The organism is Shinella sp. WSC3-e, assembly GCF_945994535.1.
Lineage (GTDB): Bacteria > Pseudomonadota > Alphaproteobacteria > Rhizobiales > Rhizobiaceae > Shinella > Shinella yambaruensis.
Map to the genome: position 1 here is coordinate 87489 of NZ_OZ000531.1, position 13679 is coordinate 101167.

Annotated in this window: 14 protein-coding genes; 9 read left to right on the forward strand and 5 right to left on the reverse strand. The window is 66.9% G+C overall.

Features of this window, described 5'->3' with window-relative positions; all coding sequences use genetic code 11:
- The first annotated feature begins 1 nt into the window (after nucleotide 1).
- From dhaL (AABF56_RS23620) to dhaL (AABF56_RS23630), 3 genes are all read left to right on the forward strand, one after another.
- Nucleotides 2–643 carry a dihydroxyacetone kinase subunit DhaL gene (dhaL, locus tag AABF56_RS23620; protein WP_272807961.1) on the forward strand — a complete coding sequence of 214 codons (642 nt, stop codon included), beginning with the start codon at nucleotides 2–4 and terminating at the stop codon, nucleotides 641–643.
- A 137-nt stretch (nucleotides 644–780) separates the two neighbouring features.
- The gene (locus tag AABF56_RS23625; protein ID WP_272807960.1) at nucleotides 781–2883 is read left to right on the forward strand and encodes a bifunctional sugar-binding transcriptional regulator/dihydroxyacetone kinase subunit DhaK; all 2103 of its coding nucleotides are present in this window, start codon (nucleotides 781–783) and stop codon (nucleotides 2881–2883) included.
- A gap of 13 nt (nucleotides 2884–2896) precedes the next feature.
- A complete protein-coding gene (gene dhaL / locus AABF56_RS23630) occupies nucleotides 2897–3532 on the forward strand; it encodes a dihydroxyacetone kinase subunit DhaL (RefSeq protein WP_272807959.1) in 636 nt (211 codons plus the stop codon).
- Nucleotides 3533–3566: 34 nt separating this feature from the next.
- Here the strand turns inward: dhaL (AABF56_RS23630) and AABF56_RS23635 are convergent, their stop codons facing one another.
- Nucleotides 3567–4403 carry a 3-keto-5-aminohexanoate cleavage protein gene (locus tag AABF56_RS23635; RefSeq protein WP_272807958.1) on the reverse strand — a complete coding sequence of 279 codons (837 nt, stop codon included), beginning with the start codon at nucleotides 4401–4403 and terminating at the stop codon, nucleotides 3567–3569.
- A 91-nt stretch (nucleotides 4404–4494) separates the two neighbouring features.
- On the opposite strand from AABF56_RS23635, the gene AABF56_RS23640 reads away from it, so the two are divergent.
- From AABF56_RS23640 to AABF56_RS23665, 6 genes are read left to right on the forward strand one after another with little or no spacing between them, the layout of a single operon-like run.
- Nucleotides 4495–5379 (forward strand): MurR/RpiR family transcriptional regulator, encoded by an 885-nt coding sequence (locus AABF56_RS23640; protein ID WP_272807957.1) that lies wholly within the window; start codon nucleotides 4495–4497, stop codon nucleotides 5377–5379.
- Nucleotides 5376–6713: an aspartate aminotransferase family protein gene (locus tag AABF56_RS23645; protein ID WP_272807956.1), complete on the forward strand. Its 1338-nt coding sequence runs from the start codon at nucleotides 5376–5378 to the stop codon at nucleotides 6711–6713. The genes AABF56_RS23640 and AABF56_RS23645 overlap by 4 nt, the downstream gene beginning before the upstream one ends.
- Before the next feature lie 21 nt (nucleotides 6714–6734).
- Nucleotides 6735–7475: a glutamine ABC transporter substrate-binding protein GlnH gene (gene glnH / locus AABF56_RS23650; protein ID WP_133035673.1), complete on the forward strand. Its 741-nt coding sequence runs from the start codon at nucleotides 6735–6737 to the stop codon at nucleotides 7473–7475.
- Nucleotides 7476–7535: 60 nt separating this feature from the next.
- Complete coding sequence (gene glnP, locus AABF56_RS23655; RefSeq protein WP_244766620.1) at nucleotides 7536–8192, forward strand: glutamine ABC transporter permease GlnP; 657 nt, start codon at nucleotides 7536–7538, stop codon at nucleotides 8190–8192.
- The gene (gene glnQ, locus AABF56_RS23660) at nucleotides 8189–8917 is read left to right on the forward strand and encodes a glutamine ABC transporter ATP-binding protein GlnQ (protein WP_064333136.1); all 729 of its coding nucleotides are present in this window, start codon (nucleotides 8189–8191) and stop codon (nucleotides 8915–8917) included. Before glnP ends, glnQ begins: the two co-directional genes overlap by 4 nt.
- On the forward strand, nucleotides 8907–9950 hold the full coding sequence (locus AABF56_RS23665) for a C45 family autoproteolytic acyltransferase/hydolase (RefSeq protein WP_272807955.1): 1044 nt from the start codon (nucleotides 8907–8909) through the stop codon (nucleotides 9948–9950). Before glnQ ends, AABF56_RS23665 begins: the two co-directional genes overlap by 11 nt.
- A gap of 45 nt (nucleotides 9951–9995) precedes the next feature.
- On the opposite strand, the gene AABF56_RS23670 is transcribed toward AABF56_RS23665, so the two are convergent.
- From AABF56_RS23670 to AABF56_RS23685, 4 genes are read right to left on the reverse strand one after another with little or no spacing between them, the layout of a single operon-like run.
- Complete coding sequence (locus AABF56_RS23670) at nucleotides 9996–11270, reverse strand: L-fuconate dehydratase (protein ID WP_272807954.1); 1275 nt, start codon at nucleotides 11268–11270, stop codon at nucleotides 9996–9998.
- Nucleotides 11271–11316: 46 nt separating this feature from the next.
- The gene (locus AABF56_RS23675) at nucleotides 11317–12051 is read right to left on the reverse strand and encodes an SDR family oxidoreductase (RefSeq protein ID WP_272807953.1); all 735 of its coding nucleotides are present in this window, start codon (nucleotides 12049–12051) and stop codon (nucleotides 11317–11319) included.
- Between the two features lie 19 nt (nucleotides 12052–12070).
- Complete coding sequence (locus tag AABF56_RS23680) at nucleotides 12071–12520, reverse strand: MaoC/PaaZ C-terminal domain-containing protein (protein WP_272807952.1); 450 nt, start codon at nucleotides 12518–12520, stop codon at nucleotides 12071–12073.
- 13 nt (nucleotides 12521–12533) lie between these two features.
- Nucleotides 12534–13601: a Gfo/Idh/MocA family protein gene (locus AABF56_RS23685; protein WP_272807951.1), complete on the reverse strand. Its 1068-nt coding sequence runs from the start codon at nucleotides 13599–13601 to the stop codon at nucleotides 12534–12536.
- Nucleotides 13602–13679 lie beyond the last annotated feature (78 nt).

Sequence of the window (13679 nt, forward strand, 5' to 3'; positions counted from 1 at the left end):
CATGCAGACCTTCGACAATGCGTCTTCCGGCGCGATCGTCCTCTCGATGGCCGAGCGGATCGTCGAGAACCGGGCCTATCTCAGCGAGATCGACGGCAGGATCGGCGACGGCGACCATGGCGTGAACATGGCCAAGGGCTTCGGCATGGCCGCCGAGCGGCTGAAGGGCAAGGACGCGTCGCTCGCCCAGTCCCTCGACACGCTCGGCACGGTGCTGATGACGGAGATCGGCGGCTCGATGGGCCCGCTCTACGGCGTCATGTTCACGGAATTCGCCGAGACGATCCAAGGCGTGGAGACGATCGACGCGGCGGCCTACAGCAGGATGCTGCATGCCGGCCTTTCCGGCATCCGATCGATCGGCTCGGCCAAGGTCGGCGACAAGACGCTGCTCGACACGTTCGTTCCGGCGGTCGAGGCCTTCGACGCGGCGACGGCGGCGGGCAAATCCTTCGGCGAGGCGCTGGAAGCGCTCGTTGCGGCCGCCGAGGCCGGGCGCGATTCGACGATCGGCCTGGTGGCCAAGATCGGCCGCGCCAGCCGGCTCGGCGAGCGCTCGCTCGGCGTGCTGGATGCCGGCGCGACCTCCTGCGCCATCATCCTGAAGGAACTGTCCGACGGCGCACGCACCCGCCTCGGCTGAGGCAGCCCCCAACGGTCCTCCCAGGACGCGCGGCCCGTCCCTCGCGACGGGCCGCGCAACGCTTTTTTGTCAAACCATGTTGCAAAGCGGCGGCGTTGCTTCCATGGTCGCCGCCTGAAGGGAGACCCGCAAAACCGATGGCTTTGAAGACTTCCGCACCGCGCAAGGGCGGTATCAGCCGGGTGAACGGGCCCGAAGGCATCGATTCCATCCCGCTGCGCTATGGCGACGACCCCTATGTCTGGGCCTGCTGGCTCTATTATGAAGACGGCATGACGCAGGGCGAGATCGCCGAGGCGATGGGCGTCTCGCGCGCCACCGTCAACAGCTACCTCGCCGACGCCCGCGAAAAGGGCATCGTCAACATCTCCATCGAGCCCGCCCGCCTCGCCTCGCTCACCATCGCGCAGGAACTGAAGCGCCATTTCGGCCTCTCGGATTGCCTCGTCGTGCCGAACGACGACGACACGCGCCCGCTGATCGGACGACTGGGCGCGGCCGGCGCGCAGGCGCTCGCCAAGATGATCAAGTCCGGCGACACGCTCGCCGTCGCCTGGGGCCGCACCATCCTGTCGGTCGGCGAACATCTGGAAATGGCCTCCTTGCAGGACGTCACCGTCGTGCAGGCGACCGGCGGCACCACCGCCAGCTTCGCCTATACGCCGGAACTGACCACGGCCGCCGTCGCCCGCGCGATCTCCGCCCGCTGCGTCAACATCACCGCCCCCGCCATCGTCGCCTCCGCACAGATGCACGACATGCTGCTCGCCGAGCCGCTGATCCGCGAACAGTTCGACACGCTCGCACGCGCCAACCGCGTCGTCTTCGGCATCGCCTCGCTGCGCCCCAATTCGACGATCCACACCAGCGGCTTCTTCGAATCCGTGCCCCTCCAGCACTACCTCGCCAAGGGTGCGGCGGGCGTGCTTGCGGGACGCTTCATAGACGAGCGCGGCCGCCCCGTCGCCGGCCCGCTCGACGACCGCACGATCGGCATTTCGCTGGAGATGCTGCGCGGCATCGGCACCCGCGTCGCCGTCGCCGGCGGCTTCGACAAGGTGCCGGCCCTGCTGGCGGCACTGCGCGGCGGCTATGTCAACGTGCTGGTGACGGACGCGGCGACCGGCGCGGGCATCCTGCGCGCCGACGGCGTGACGAGCCTCGACGGAAAACTCTCGCAGCGCCAGAAGAGCACGCCGGTCGCCAACGCCTACCGCACGCACGTCAAGAAATTCCTCAACAATCCCAATGACGTTGTCGAGGAGATGCTGGATGGCCTGATCGCGGCGCACAAGCCCTATCTCCAGCCGATCGGCAATTCGCGCCGCGCCCTCGTCGCCCGCAACGGTCCGCGGCCCGGCAAGGTCGGCCTCGTCATCGGCGGCGGCACGGGGCACGAGCCCTGCTTCGTCGGCTACGTCGGCAAGGGGCTCGCCGATGCGGTGGCGATCGGCAACATCTTCTCCTCGCCGCCGCCGGACCCGATCGCCAAATGCGCCGTCGCGGCCTCCGGCGGCGCGGGCGTGCTCTTCGTCTACGGCAACTATGCCGGCGACGTGATGAACTTCGAGATGGCGGCCGAGATCGCCGAGGAGAAGGGCATCCCGATCCGCACGGTGCTGACCACCGACGACATCGTCTCCTCCCCGGTCGAGGACAAGGAAGGACGGCGCGGCGTCGCCGGCAATTTCTTCGTCTTCAAGGTGGCGGGCGCGGCCTGCGACCGCGGCATGACGCTCGACGAGTGCGAGGCCGTGACCCGCAAGGCAAACGACCGCACCTATACGGTCGGCGTCGCGCTCGAATCCTGCTCCATGCCGCAGACGCGGCGGCACAATTTCGAGATCGGCCCCGACGACATGGAGCTCGGCATGGGCATCCATGGCGAGCCCGGCGTCTCGCGCGAGCGCATCCGCACCGCCGACGAGATCGTCGATACGATCATGGACAACATCTTCAAAGAGATGAAGGCCGAACCCGGCGACCGGGTGGCGGTGCTCGTCAACTCGTTCGGCGCGACACCACAAATGGAGCTCTACATCCTGTTCCGCCGGGTGGAGCAGCGGCTTGCCGCCAAGAACATCGCGATCGAGGCCAACTGGGTGGGGCACTACTGCACCTCGCTCGACATGGTGGGCGCCTCCATCTCGATCCTGCATCTCGACCGCCAGCTGACCGAGCTGCTGCACCACCCGTGCCAGACGGCGGTCCTGACCATCAACACGCCTGAAACGCCCTGACGGGGAGGAAGACATGTCGGAAAGCGCGGCGCGGGCTCTCGCGAAAATGTTCGAGCGGATGGCCGAGGCGATCGAGGCGGAGAAAGACCATCTCTCCGAACTCGACGGTGCGATCGGCGACGGCGACCACGGCATCACCATGTCGATCGGCTTCAAGGCCGTGAACGCCGCCCTCTCCGCGCTCGACCTCGATGCGGCAAGCCCTTCCGAGGTGATGTCCACCGCCGCGACCGGCTTTCTCGATGCCGTAGGCGCCTCCACCGGCCCGCTCTATGCCACCGGTTTCCGCCGCGCCGCGCAAACGCTTGCCGGCCGCGAAAACCTCGACCTTCCCGCCTGCCGCGACATGCTCGCTGCCCTTTCCGAAGGGATCCGCGAGCGCGGCAAGGCGCAGCGCGGCGACAAGACCATGCTCGACGTCTGGCTGCCCGCGGCGCAGGCGGCCGCGACCGCCGTCGCCGAAGGCAGGTCGAAGCCGGATTTCTGGGCCGCCGTCACCGCCGCCGCCGACAACGGCGCGGCCGCGACCGCGACGATGGTCGCCGCCAAGGGCCGCGCCGCCCGCGTGCGCGAGCGTTCGCTCGGTCATCTCGATCCGGGCGCAACCTCCGCTGCGGCACTTGTCAGGGCGATGGCCGAGGCGCTTTAGCCCCGCATCCGCAAGGACTTGCAGGGCGTTTCTTTCAAATCAGATCAAAACCGTTGCGCAGATCCGCAGCACGGCACGAAGCGCATCCGAGGCGGTCGAGCGCCGTTGCGACGGTCTCGACAAGATCGGCGTTCGAGGCGGCAAGACTGCCGTCGGGCCGATGGAGGTTGTTCTCGAAGCCGACGCGAACATGGCCGCCGAGCAGGGCGCCGGCGGTGACGCAGGCCGCCTCGTGGCGTCCGAAGGCGCAGACGCTCCAGTTCGAAAAGCGCGGTGCCTCCGGTGCGAGGAAGGGCATGAGGTCGGCGGGCTGCGAGGTCTGGGACAGGGTATAGCGGCCGAGCACGTAGAGCACGGGGATAGCCGGCCAGGGCACGAGACCGCGGCGGATCATGCCTTCAAGGCGCACCGCCTCCGCCGGCTCGTAGAGGATGATCTGCGGCAGGACATTCTCCCGTTTCATCCAGAAGAGCGCCTCGGCGAAGGCGGGTTCGGCGGCCGCATCCGGCGCGAGTTCCCGCAGCGCCAGCGAGGCCGCCTCCGGCTTCACCGCCTTCAGCACGGCGACCTGCTCGGCCGGCGCGTAGAGGCCGAGCGCTTCCGTGGTGATCTGGATGACCAGGCGATCGCCCACCGCCGCGCGGATGGCCGCAATCGCCGCCCCATAGGCATCGGCATCGAGGAGATGACGGCCATCCGGTCGGCGCACATGGACGTGGATCATGGCGGCGCCCGCATCCAGGCATTCGGCTGCAGTACGCGCCAATTCGCCCGGCGTCAGGGGGATGGCGGGATGGTCCGCCTTGGTGCGGCGGCCGCCGTTCGGGGCCACGGCGATGGCCACGCGGCGCGGTTCGCGAGAATCTGTCATCGTGCATCCAGGATATGATTCATATGGATCATATATCTACATTAATGAAACAACTGTTGCAAAGAAATTTGGAAAGGTGTATTCGATCGCCATGCAAAACGGCCCTCTCGCAGACCAGATCGTCCATGCCTTCGACACGATGTCGGAGCAGCTCCGGGCCGCCGCGCGCTATGTGCTGAACCAGCCGCGCGAGGTCGCGCTGTTGTCCATGCGCGAGCAGGCACGGCAGGCGGGCGTGCAGCCCGCCACCATGACGCGGCTTGCCAAGCATCTCGGCCTTGCCGGCTACGAGGACATCCGCCAGCTCCATGCGGACGCCATGCGCGGCGACGTAACGGGCTTTGCCGGCCGCGTCGGAGCGCAGGCGAAGAGCCAGAAGCTGAAGGGCGACCAGGCGCTGGCAGCCGACATGCTGGGCGGCATCGCCGCGCAGGTCGGCCAGCTCTCGCAGCCCCAATCGCTGGAAATGCTGGTGGAAGCCGCCCGCCGGCTCGGCGCCGCGCGGCGCATCTATTGCCTCGGCCTGCGCTCCAGCCATTCGCCGGCCTGGCACCTGCACTACATCCTGTCGCTCGCGGGAAAACACTCGATCATGCTGGATGCCGTCGGCGGCATCGGCGCCGATGCGCTCGGCAGCGCGAGCGGCGAGGACGTGATGGTCGCGGTCAGCGTGCTGCCCTATACGCGCCAGACGATCGAGATTGCCGATTATGCCGGCGAGGCGGGCGTGCCGCTGATCGCCATCACCGACAGCCTCGTCGCCCCCCTCGCCCAGCTTGCCGCCTGCACGCTGGTCGTGCCGACCGAAAGCCCGTCATTCCTGCACGCCATGTCGCCGGCCTTCGTCGTCGCCGAGGTGCTGGGCGCGCTGGTCGCCGGCCAGGCGGGGGATGCGGCAGGCGCCGCGCTTGCCGCCGTCGACCGCCAGTCGGCCGCCCTCAACACCCATCTCAAGACGAGGATGAAGCGTCCGTGACCCGCCTTCTGCATCGCGCCATCCATTCCCGCATGCCGGTCGCCGTGGGCGGCAGGGGCATCGAATTGTTCGACGCCGAGGGCAAGGCCTATATCGACGCCTCGGGCGGCGCGGCCGTCTCCTGCCTCGGCCACGCCCATCCCGCCGTCCTTTCCGCCCTGCACGAACAGCTCGACCGGCTCGCCTATGCCCATACGGGCTTCTTCACCTCCGAGGCTGCCGAGGCGCTGGCGGAACTGCTGATCGCGGACGCGCCGGCAGGGTTGAGCCATGCCTATCTCGTCAGCGGCGGCTCGGAAGCGGTCGAGGCGGCGCTGAAGATGGCGCGGCAATATTTCGTCGAGAAGGGCGAGCCGCAGCGCCGCCACATCATCGCGCGCCGGCAGAGCTATCACGGCAACACGCTCGGGGCGCTTGCCGCGGGCGGCAACGAGTGGCGGCGCGCGCAGTTCAAGCCGCTGCTCGTCGAAACCCACCATATCGATCCATGCTACGCCTATCGCCTGCAGGAAAGCGGCGAGAGCGACGAGGCCTATGCCGCTCGCGCCGCGCAGCAGCTGGAAGACAAGATCCTCGAACTCGGCGCGGACGAGGTCATCGCCTTCGTCGCTGAGACGGTCGTCGGCGCCACGGCCGGCGCGGTCCCGCCCGTCGCCGACTATCTGAAGCGTATCCGCGCCATCTGCGACCGCTACGGCGTGCTGCTCATCCTCGACGAGGTGATGTGCGGCATGGGCCGCACCGGGACGCTGCATGCCTGCGAGCAGGACGGCGTCGCGCCCGACCTGATGACCATCGCCAAGGGGCTTGGCGGCGGCTACCAGCCGGTCGGCGCCGTGCTCCTCTCGGAGAAGATCTTCGAGGCCTTCGCCAGCGGCTCCGGCTTCTTCCAGCACGGACACACCTATATGGGCCATCCGATGGCCGCCGCCGCCGGCCTTGCGGTGCAGCAGGTCATCCGGCGCGAAAACCTTCTTGCCAACGTCGTTGCGATGGGCGCGGAACTGGAGCGCCAGCTCGTCGAGCGCCTCGGCAACCACCATCATGTCGGCGACATCCGCGGGCGCGGCCTGTTCCGCGGGGTTGAACTGGTGGCCGATCGCGCCGGCAAGCAGCCCTTCGACCCGAAATTCAAGCTCAACGTCCTGATCAAGAAGGAAGCCATGGCGCGCGGCCTGATGGTCTATCCGATGGGCGGCACGATCGACGGCCGGCAGGGCGATCATGTGCTGATCGCCCCGCCCTTCATCGTCGAGCGCGCGGATATCACGCGCATCGTCGAGCGGCTGGGCGATGCGATCGATGCCGCCGTCAGCACACTTCCACACGCATAACCAAGCAAAAGGGGAACGACCATGAAACTGCGTACCATTCTATTTGCCGCCTTCGCATCGGCCCTCGCCTTCGGCCAGGCCGCGCAAGCCGAGGACCTTGTGGTCGCCACCGACACGGCCTTCGTGCCCTTCGAATTCAAGGAAGGCGACAAATATGTCGGCTTCGACATAGACATGTGGGATGCCATCGCCAAGGAGATCGGCGTCACCTACACGCTGCAGCCGATGGACTTCAACGGCATCATCCCCGCGCTCCAGACCAAGCAGGTGGATGTCGCGCTCGCCGGCATCACCATCAAGGACGAGCGCAAGAAGGCGATCGATTTCTCCGACGGCTATTACGACAGCGGCTTCCTGCTGATGGTGCCGGCGGACAGCACGGTCCAGAGCGCCGAGGACCTGAAGGGCAAGATCCTCGCCACCAAGACCGGCACCTCGGCGACGGACTACGCCAAGGAGCACTTCAAGGAGACGGAGCTGCGCCAGTTCCCCAACATCGACAATGCCTATCTGGAACTGCAGACCGGCCGCGTCGACGCCGCCATGCACGATACGCCAAACGTGCTCTACTACGTGAAGACCGCCGGCGGCGGCAAGGTGAAGGCAGTCGGCGAGCAGATGATGGCCCATCAATACGGCATCGGCTTCCCGAAGGGCAGCGAGCTCGTCGCCAAGGTGAACGCCGCCCTCGCCAACATGAAGAAGGACGGCCGCTACACCGAGATCTACAAGAAGTGGTTCGGCACCGAGCCTAAGCTCTGATGCCTTAGTCCCGGGCGCGCCGGCAGGCTGGCGCGCCCTCCTCACGCCGGGGAGCCCTTCATGGAATTCGACTGGTCCGTTATCGGCGAGGCCATGCCCGCCCTGTTGAGCGGCGCACGCCTTACCATCCTCATCACCCTTGCCGGCCTCGTGGGCGGCCTTGCCGTGGGCTTCGTCGCGGGCCTGATGCGCGCCTATGGCAATGCGTTCCTGAACGCCGTCGCCTTTGCCTATATCGAGCTCATCCGCGGCACGCCGATCGTCGTGCAGGTGATGTTCATCTATTTCGCACTGCCGGTTCTCGCCGATATCCGCGTCAATCCGATGACCGCCGCCGTCACGGCGATCGTCGTCAATGCCGGCGCCTATATCGCGGAGATCGTGCGCGGCTCGTTCCTTTCCGTGCACCGGGGCCTGAAGGAGGCCGGCCTGGCGCTCGGCCTGCCGCTGTGGAAGGTGCTGGTCTACATCATCGGCCCCGTCGCCTTCCGGCGCATGATCCCGCCGCTCGGCAACCAGTTCATCGTCAGCCTCAAGGACACCTCGCTGTTCATCGTCATCGGCGTCGGCGAGCTCACCCGCCAGGGCCAGGAGATCATGGCCGCCAACTTCCGCGCGGTCGAGATCTGGAGCGCGGTGGCGATCCTCTACCTCCTGATGACCGGAACCCTGACGCTGATCCTGCGCGTCACCGAAAAGAGGATGCGAATCCTGTGAGCATCGTGGAATTTCGAAACGTCACCAAGACCTTCGGCCCCGTCGTGGTGCTGCGCGAGGTCGACCTCAACATCGACAAGGGCGAGGTGGTCGTGCTGATCGGCCCGTCCGGCTCGGGAAAGTCGACGCTGCTTCGCTGCATCAACGCGCTGGAGGAGATCAACGGTGGGGATCTCGTCGTCGACAATATCAGCGTCAAGGCCGGCCGCTCGCAGGTGCGGCTCATCCGCCAGGAGGCTGGCATGGTCTTCCAGCAGTTCAACCTCTTCCCGCAGATGACGGCGCTGGAGAACGTCGCCTTCGGCCCCCGGCGGGTGCGCGGCATCAGCCGTGCCGAGGCCGAGGAGCAGGCCAGGGCGCTGCTCGCCAAGGTGGGCCTTGCCGAGCGCGGCCACCACTATCCGGCCGAGCTTTCCGGCGGCCAGCAGCAGCGCGTGGCGATCGCCCGGGCGCTGGCCGTCAAGCCGAAGCTGATGCTGTTCGACGAGCCGACCTCCGCGCTCGACCCGGAGCTGCGCCACGAGGTGCTGCGCGTCATGCAGGCGCTCGCCGAGGAGGGCATGACGATGATCGTGGTCACGCATGAAATGGCCTTTGCCCGCCAGGTCGGCACGCGGCTGATCTTCATGGAGGACGGCAAGATCTCCGTCGACGGCAAGCCGGCCGACCTGCTCGCCAATCCGGAAAATCCACGCCTGCGGGAGTTCTTGCAGCATGTCCACTGAAAACCGGCTGGGTTTCATCGAGATCGCCGGCATGCCGCGGGAGATCGGCCTCCAGCTCGGCCGTTTCGGCCGCGATATCGCCCATCGCCACCTCGTGCACGGCCATGCCTGGGCTTCGGTCCTCGCCTTTCGCGCGGATCCGCGCGTTGCCGCGATGCGCCGGATGGTGGAGGCCCGCTTCCCCGCCTGTTGGGCGGAACTGCAGGGCCTCGCCCTCGGCCTCGATCTTCCCTTCGACGACGTCTTCCTGTGGAACTGCCGCGGCGACCTCTGGGCCTTCGCGCCGGACGGCTGCACGACGGTGCAGATACCGGGCGCCGAACCGCTGCTCGCCCACAACGAGGACGGCGATCCCGGCTTTCGCGGCCATTGCGCGCTCGCCCATATCCGCCCCGGGGGCGGCACGGCCTTCACCAGCTTCGTCTACCCGGCCTCGATCCCCGGCCATACCTTTGCGGTGACGGCGACAGGTCTCGTCCAGACCGTCAACAATATCCGCTCGCGCGGTGTCGGCGCCGGCCTGCCGCGCATGGTGCTCGGTCGCGCCCTGCTGGATTGCCCGTCGATCGACGCGGCTATCCACCTGCTGGAGAGCTCGGAACGCGCCGGCGCGTTCCACATGACGCTCGGGCAAAGGGGCGATCCGCGGCTTGTCGGCGTGGAATTCACCCACAAGCACTGCTCCGCCGTCACGCTCGACCGCCCGCAATGCCACGCCAACCACCTCGTTCATGCCGGCATGGCCGGCGAGCGGCAGGTGATCACCGGCTCCTCCCGGTCCCGGCAGCAACGCGGGGACCAACTCATCGCCGAGGGCGGAGAAGGCCTGCGGAATCCACGCGCCATCCTGTGGGACAAGGCCGTAGCGCCGCTGCCCATCTACCGTGCGCAGCCGGACGACCCGGACCACGAGAACACGCTGACGACCGCCGTGTTCCACATCGGCGCGAACGCCATCCGCTGGCAGGTTCACGACCGCCCGGAAGAGACGCCCCGCTTCGTGATGGACGGCACCCTCAAGCCCGTGTCCTGATATCCGCCTGTCGAAGGGGCGGCGGGGACAGCCGCCCGCGCCTCGTCACCCGAACGTATAGGCCGCGATCGACTCCGGCTTCATCTCGATGGAGAAACCCGGCCGCGCAGGCGGCATATAGGCGGCGTTCTCGATGCGGCAGGGATCGACGAAATGCTCGTGCAGGTGGTCGACATATTCGATCACTCTGCCCTCCTTCGTGCCGGAGACAGCGACGTAGTCGATCATCGAAAGATGCTGGACATATTCGCAAAGGCCGACGCCGCCGGCGTGCGGCCAGACCGGCAGGCCGTATTTCGCCGCCATCAGAAGCACGGCGAGCACTTCGTTGAGGCCGCCCATGCGGCAGCTGTCGATCTGCACGATGTCGATCGCGCCGCCGGCGATCATCTGCTTGAAGATGATGCGGTTCTGGCACATCTCGCCCGTCGCCACCTTGACCGGATGAATGGCCGCGCGGATCGCCTTGTGGCCGGCGATGTCGTCCGGGCTCGTCGGCTCCTCGATGAAGAAGGGCTTGTAGGGTTTCAGCTCCGACACCCAGTCGATCGCCTGCCCCACCTCCCAGATCTGGTTGGCGTCGATCATCATGGTGCGCTCGTCGCCGATCACCTCGCGGGCGATGCGCAGGCGCCGCTTGTCGTCTTCGAGGTCACGGCCGACCTTCATCTTGATATGGGTGAACCCCTGGTCGACGGCCTCCTGGCAGAGGCGGCGCAGCTTCTCGTCGTCATAGCCGAGCCAGCCGGCCGAGGTCGTGTAGCAGGGGTAACCTTCCTTCTCCAGCGTCGCGATGCGCTCCGCCTTGCCGGCTTCCGCCTTCTTCAGGATGGCCAGCGCCTCCTCCGGCGTCAGCGCATCCGTCAGGTAGCGGAAATCGACGATGGAGAGGATCTCCTCCGGGCTCATCTCGGCGACGAGCCGCCAGACGGGTTTGCCCGCCTGCTTGGCCAGGAGGTCCCAGACGGCATTCACCACGGCCCCGGTCGCCAGATGCATCGCGCCCTTGTCCGGGCCGATCCAGCGCAACTGGCTGTCGCTCGTGACATGACGCCAGAAGCGGCCGGGATTTTCGCGCACCCAGGCAAGGTCGAGGCCGACCACCAGATGCTTCATCGCCTCGATCGCCAGGCAGCAGATCTCGTTGCCGCGGCCGATGGTGAAGGTGAGGCCATGGCCTTCGAGGCCGGGCGCATCCGTGCCGAGCACCACATAGGCGGCCGAATAGTCCGGATCCGGGTTCATGGCGTCCGAGCCGTCGAGGCTCTGCGAGGTGGGAAAGCGCAGGTCGATCGAGCGAAGGCTGGTGATCTTGGTCATGGTGCGGCCCTTGCAATGGCCGGCGCTCTGCCGGCTAAAAAATGTCTCAGATGGTCCAGCCGCCGTCGATGGCGTAGGCCTGTCCGGTCGTGTAGGTGGCGCTCGCGAGATAGACGGCGAGGTCGGCGATCTCTTCCGGCGTTCCGATGCGGCCGATCGGCTGGCGGGCGATGAAGGCCGCGCGCGCCGTCTCGTAGTTGCCCTGCGCGCGCAGGCGATCCTGCAGCGAGGGGCTTTCCACCGTGCCGGGGCAGATGCAGTTGCAGCGGATGCCCTCAGCCACGTAGTCGGCCGCCACCGACTTGGTGAGCCCGACGACCGCCGCCTTGGTGATGGTGTAGGCCGCCCGGTTCGGCACGCCCTTCATGCTGGAGGCGACCGAGGCCATGTTGATGATCGCGCCGTCCTTCTTCTCCAGCATCGCTGGCAGCACGGCGCGGATGGTGCGCACCATGGCGCGGACATTGAGGTCGAAGGCAAAATCGAGGTCCTTGTCCGGCATGTCGAGGATCGTGCCGGCGTGCACGAAGCCGGCGCAGTTGAAGAGCACGTCGAACGGGCCGGTCGCCGAGACCACGCGGTTGACCGTCTCCTCGCTCAGGACGTCGAGCACATAGGTCTCGATACCCGCCTCGCCGGCAAGGCTTTTCAGCGCATCGGCATTGATGTCGGTCGCGACGACCTTGGCGCCCGCGCGGGCGAAGGCGATGGCGCTCGCCTTGCCGATGCCCTGGCCTGCGGCGGTGATGAGGACGCGCTTGTCTTGAAGGGAAAGGCTCATGATGGCTCCTTGTGGTGCGTCAGGCGCCCGGACGGCGCTCGACGACGTAGATATGGTCTGCGGCGAGAACGACCTCGCCCTTCTGGTTGACGACTTCCGTGCGCTCGATCACCCGGCCGAAGCCGGCGCGTTTCGGATCATCCTCCTTACCTGATATCGTCACGCGGGTGTGGATCGTATCACCGATGAAGACGGGCCTGATGAAGCGCATGCGATCATAACCGTAGGAAAATGCAACAGGATTGATGACGCTCGCCGTCAGTCCGACGCCAATCGCAAAGACCATGGTGCCATGGGCGATGCGCTGGCCGAAAGGCTGCGTCTTCATGAATTCGGCATCCATGTGGTGCGGGAAGAAATCGCCCGTGTGCCCGGCATGCACGACGAAATCGGTCTCCGTGATGGTGCGCCCGCTCGTCTTGCGCCCCTCGCCGATTTCATAGTCTTCGAAATACCTGACCTGTTCCATAGGCTGTTCCTGTCTAGGGCCGTGCGGCGAGCGGCGTCGCGGGCGCGGCGCTGGAGGCATAGGCCGCCTCGACGAGCGCCATGGTCATCCATGCATCCTCGACCGAGGAGACGAGTTCCGCGTCTTCGCCCGACATGAAGCGCTGAAGGTTCGCCATGCGGCCGACGAAGGCGTCCGGGAACCACGTTCCTTCCAACGGCACCGGCACCCAGCCCTCGCCGCCCTTGAGATGGATCTCCAGAATGTCGGGCTCGCCGCGCGGATAATCGAGATTGACGCCGAGCTGGAGATAGGCCGCGCCCTCGGTGCCCGAGACGCGGAATTCGCAGGCCTGATGCCTGCGGCCGAACCTGTGGTCGTGGTTGACCGAAAGGGCGCAGCGGACACGGTCGCCATAGTCGAGGATTGCCGTGGTGCGCGTTTGCGCCATCCCATGGTTCGGGTGGCCGATCGACTTGGCGTGCACGCCCCCGGGATCGCCCAGCACCTGGCGGATGACGTCGAGATAATGGATCGAGTGCATGGCGATCTCGATGCGCGGCAGGCCTTCGAGGAAGGACCAGAGCTGCCAGGGCGTATCGAGCGCCAGATGGACGTCGAAATCGACGACCTCGCCGAGAAGCCCCCTGGCGATGGCGTCCTTCAGCGCCAGCATCATCGGCGCGAAACGAAGCTGGAAATTGACGGCGGCCTTGAGCTTCCTGTCGCGGCAGATCGTCAGGATCTCCGTCGCAGCGGACAGGTCGGCCCCCATCGGCTTCTGGATCAGCACCGCCGCCCCCTCCGGCAGCGCCGCCAGCACCTTCGCATGTGCGGCCGGGGGCGTTGCGAGATCGAAGATGGCGCTCTCGACGGCAATGGCCTCCTCGACGGTGCGATAGGCCGTGACGCTCCACCTTTCGGCGAGCGCCTTCGCCTTGTCGTGGTCCGGATCATAGAGGCCGGCGATCGGGAAGCCGCCCTTGCGATAGGCCGGATAATGCGCGTCGCCGACGATCGAGCCGGCGCCGAAGGTGACGATGGGACGCGGGTTCGCCGGCAGCGGCCAGGATTGGGCTAGGGTTTGGGGGTCAAAGGACATGGCACACCTCTTGAAGATGAGGCGTAACCTTAGCCTCACCCCCCTCTGCCCTGCCGGGCATCTCCCCCTCAAGGGGGG

What these genes read in the sequence shown, in the direction of transcription:
- dhaL (WP_272807959.1), top strand. Translation starts at nt 2,897, where the DNA reads ATGTCGGAAAGCGCGGCGCGGGCTCTCGCGAAAATGTTCGAGCGGATG.
- dhaL (WP_272807961.1), top strand. Translation starts at nt 2, where the DNA reads ATGCAGACCTTCGACAATGCGTCTTCCGGCGCGATCGTCCTCTCGATG.
- AABF56_RS23635 (WP_272807958.1), bottom strand. Translation starts at nt 4,403, where the DNA reads ATGACAGATTCTCGCGAACCGCGCCGCGTGGCCATCGCCGTGGCCCCG.
- AABF56_RS23640 (WP_272807957.1), top strand. Translation starts at nt 4,495, where the DNA reads ATGCAAAACGGCCCTCTCGCAGACCAGATCGTCCATGCCTTCGACACG.
- AABF56_RS23680 (WP_272807952.1), bottom strand. Translation starts at nt 12,520, where the DNA reads ATGGAACAGGTCAGGTATTTCGAAGACTATGAAATCGGCGAGGGGCGC.
- AABF56_RS23685 (WP_272807951.1), bottom strand. Translation starts at nt 13,601, where the DNA reads ATGTCCTTTGACCCCCAAACCCTAGCCCAATCCTGGCCGCTGCCGGCG.
- glnH (WP_133035673.1), top strand. Translation starts at nt 6,735, where the DNA reads ATGAAACTGCGTACCATTCTATTTGCCGCCTTCGCATCGGCCCTCGCC.
- AABF56_RS23675 (WP_272807953.1), bottom strand. Translation starts at nt 12,051, where the DNA reads ATGAGCCTTTCCCTTCAAGACAAGCGCGTCCTCATCACCGCCGCAGGC.
- glnP (WP_244766620.1), top strand. Translation starts at nt 7,536, where the DNA reads ATGGAATTCGACTGGTCCGTTATCGGCGAGGCCATGCCCGCCCTGTTG.
- AABF56_RS23665 (WP_272807955.1), top strand. Translation starts at nt 8,907, where the DNA reads ATGTCCACTGAAAACCGGCTGGGTTTCATCGAGATCGCCGGCATGCCG.
- AABF56_RS23625 (WP_272807960.1), top strand. Translation starts at nt 781, where the DNA reads ATGGCTTTGAAGACTTCCGCACCGCGCAAGGGCGGTATCAGCCGGGTG.
- AABF56_RS23670 (WP_272807954.1), bottom strand. Translation starts at nt 11,270, where the DNA reads ATGACCAAGATCACCAGCCTTCGCTCGATCGACCTGCGCTTTCCCACC.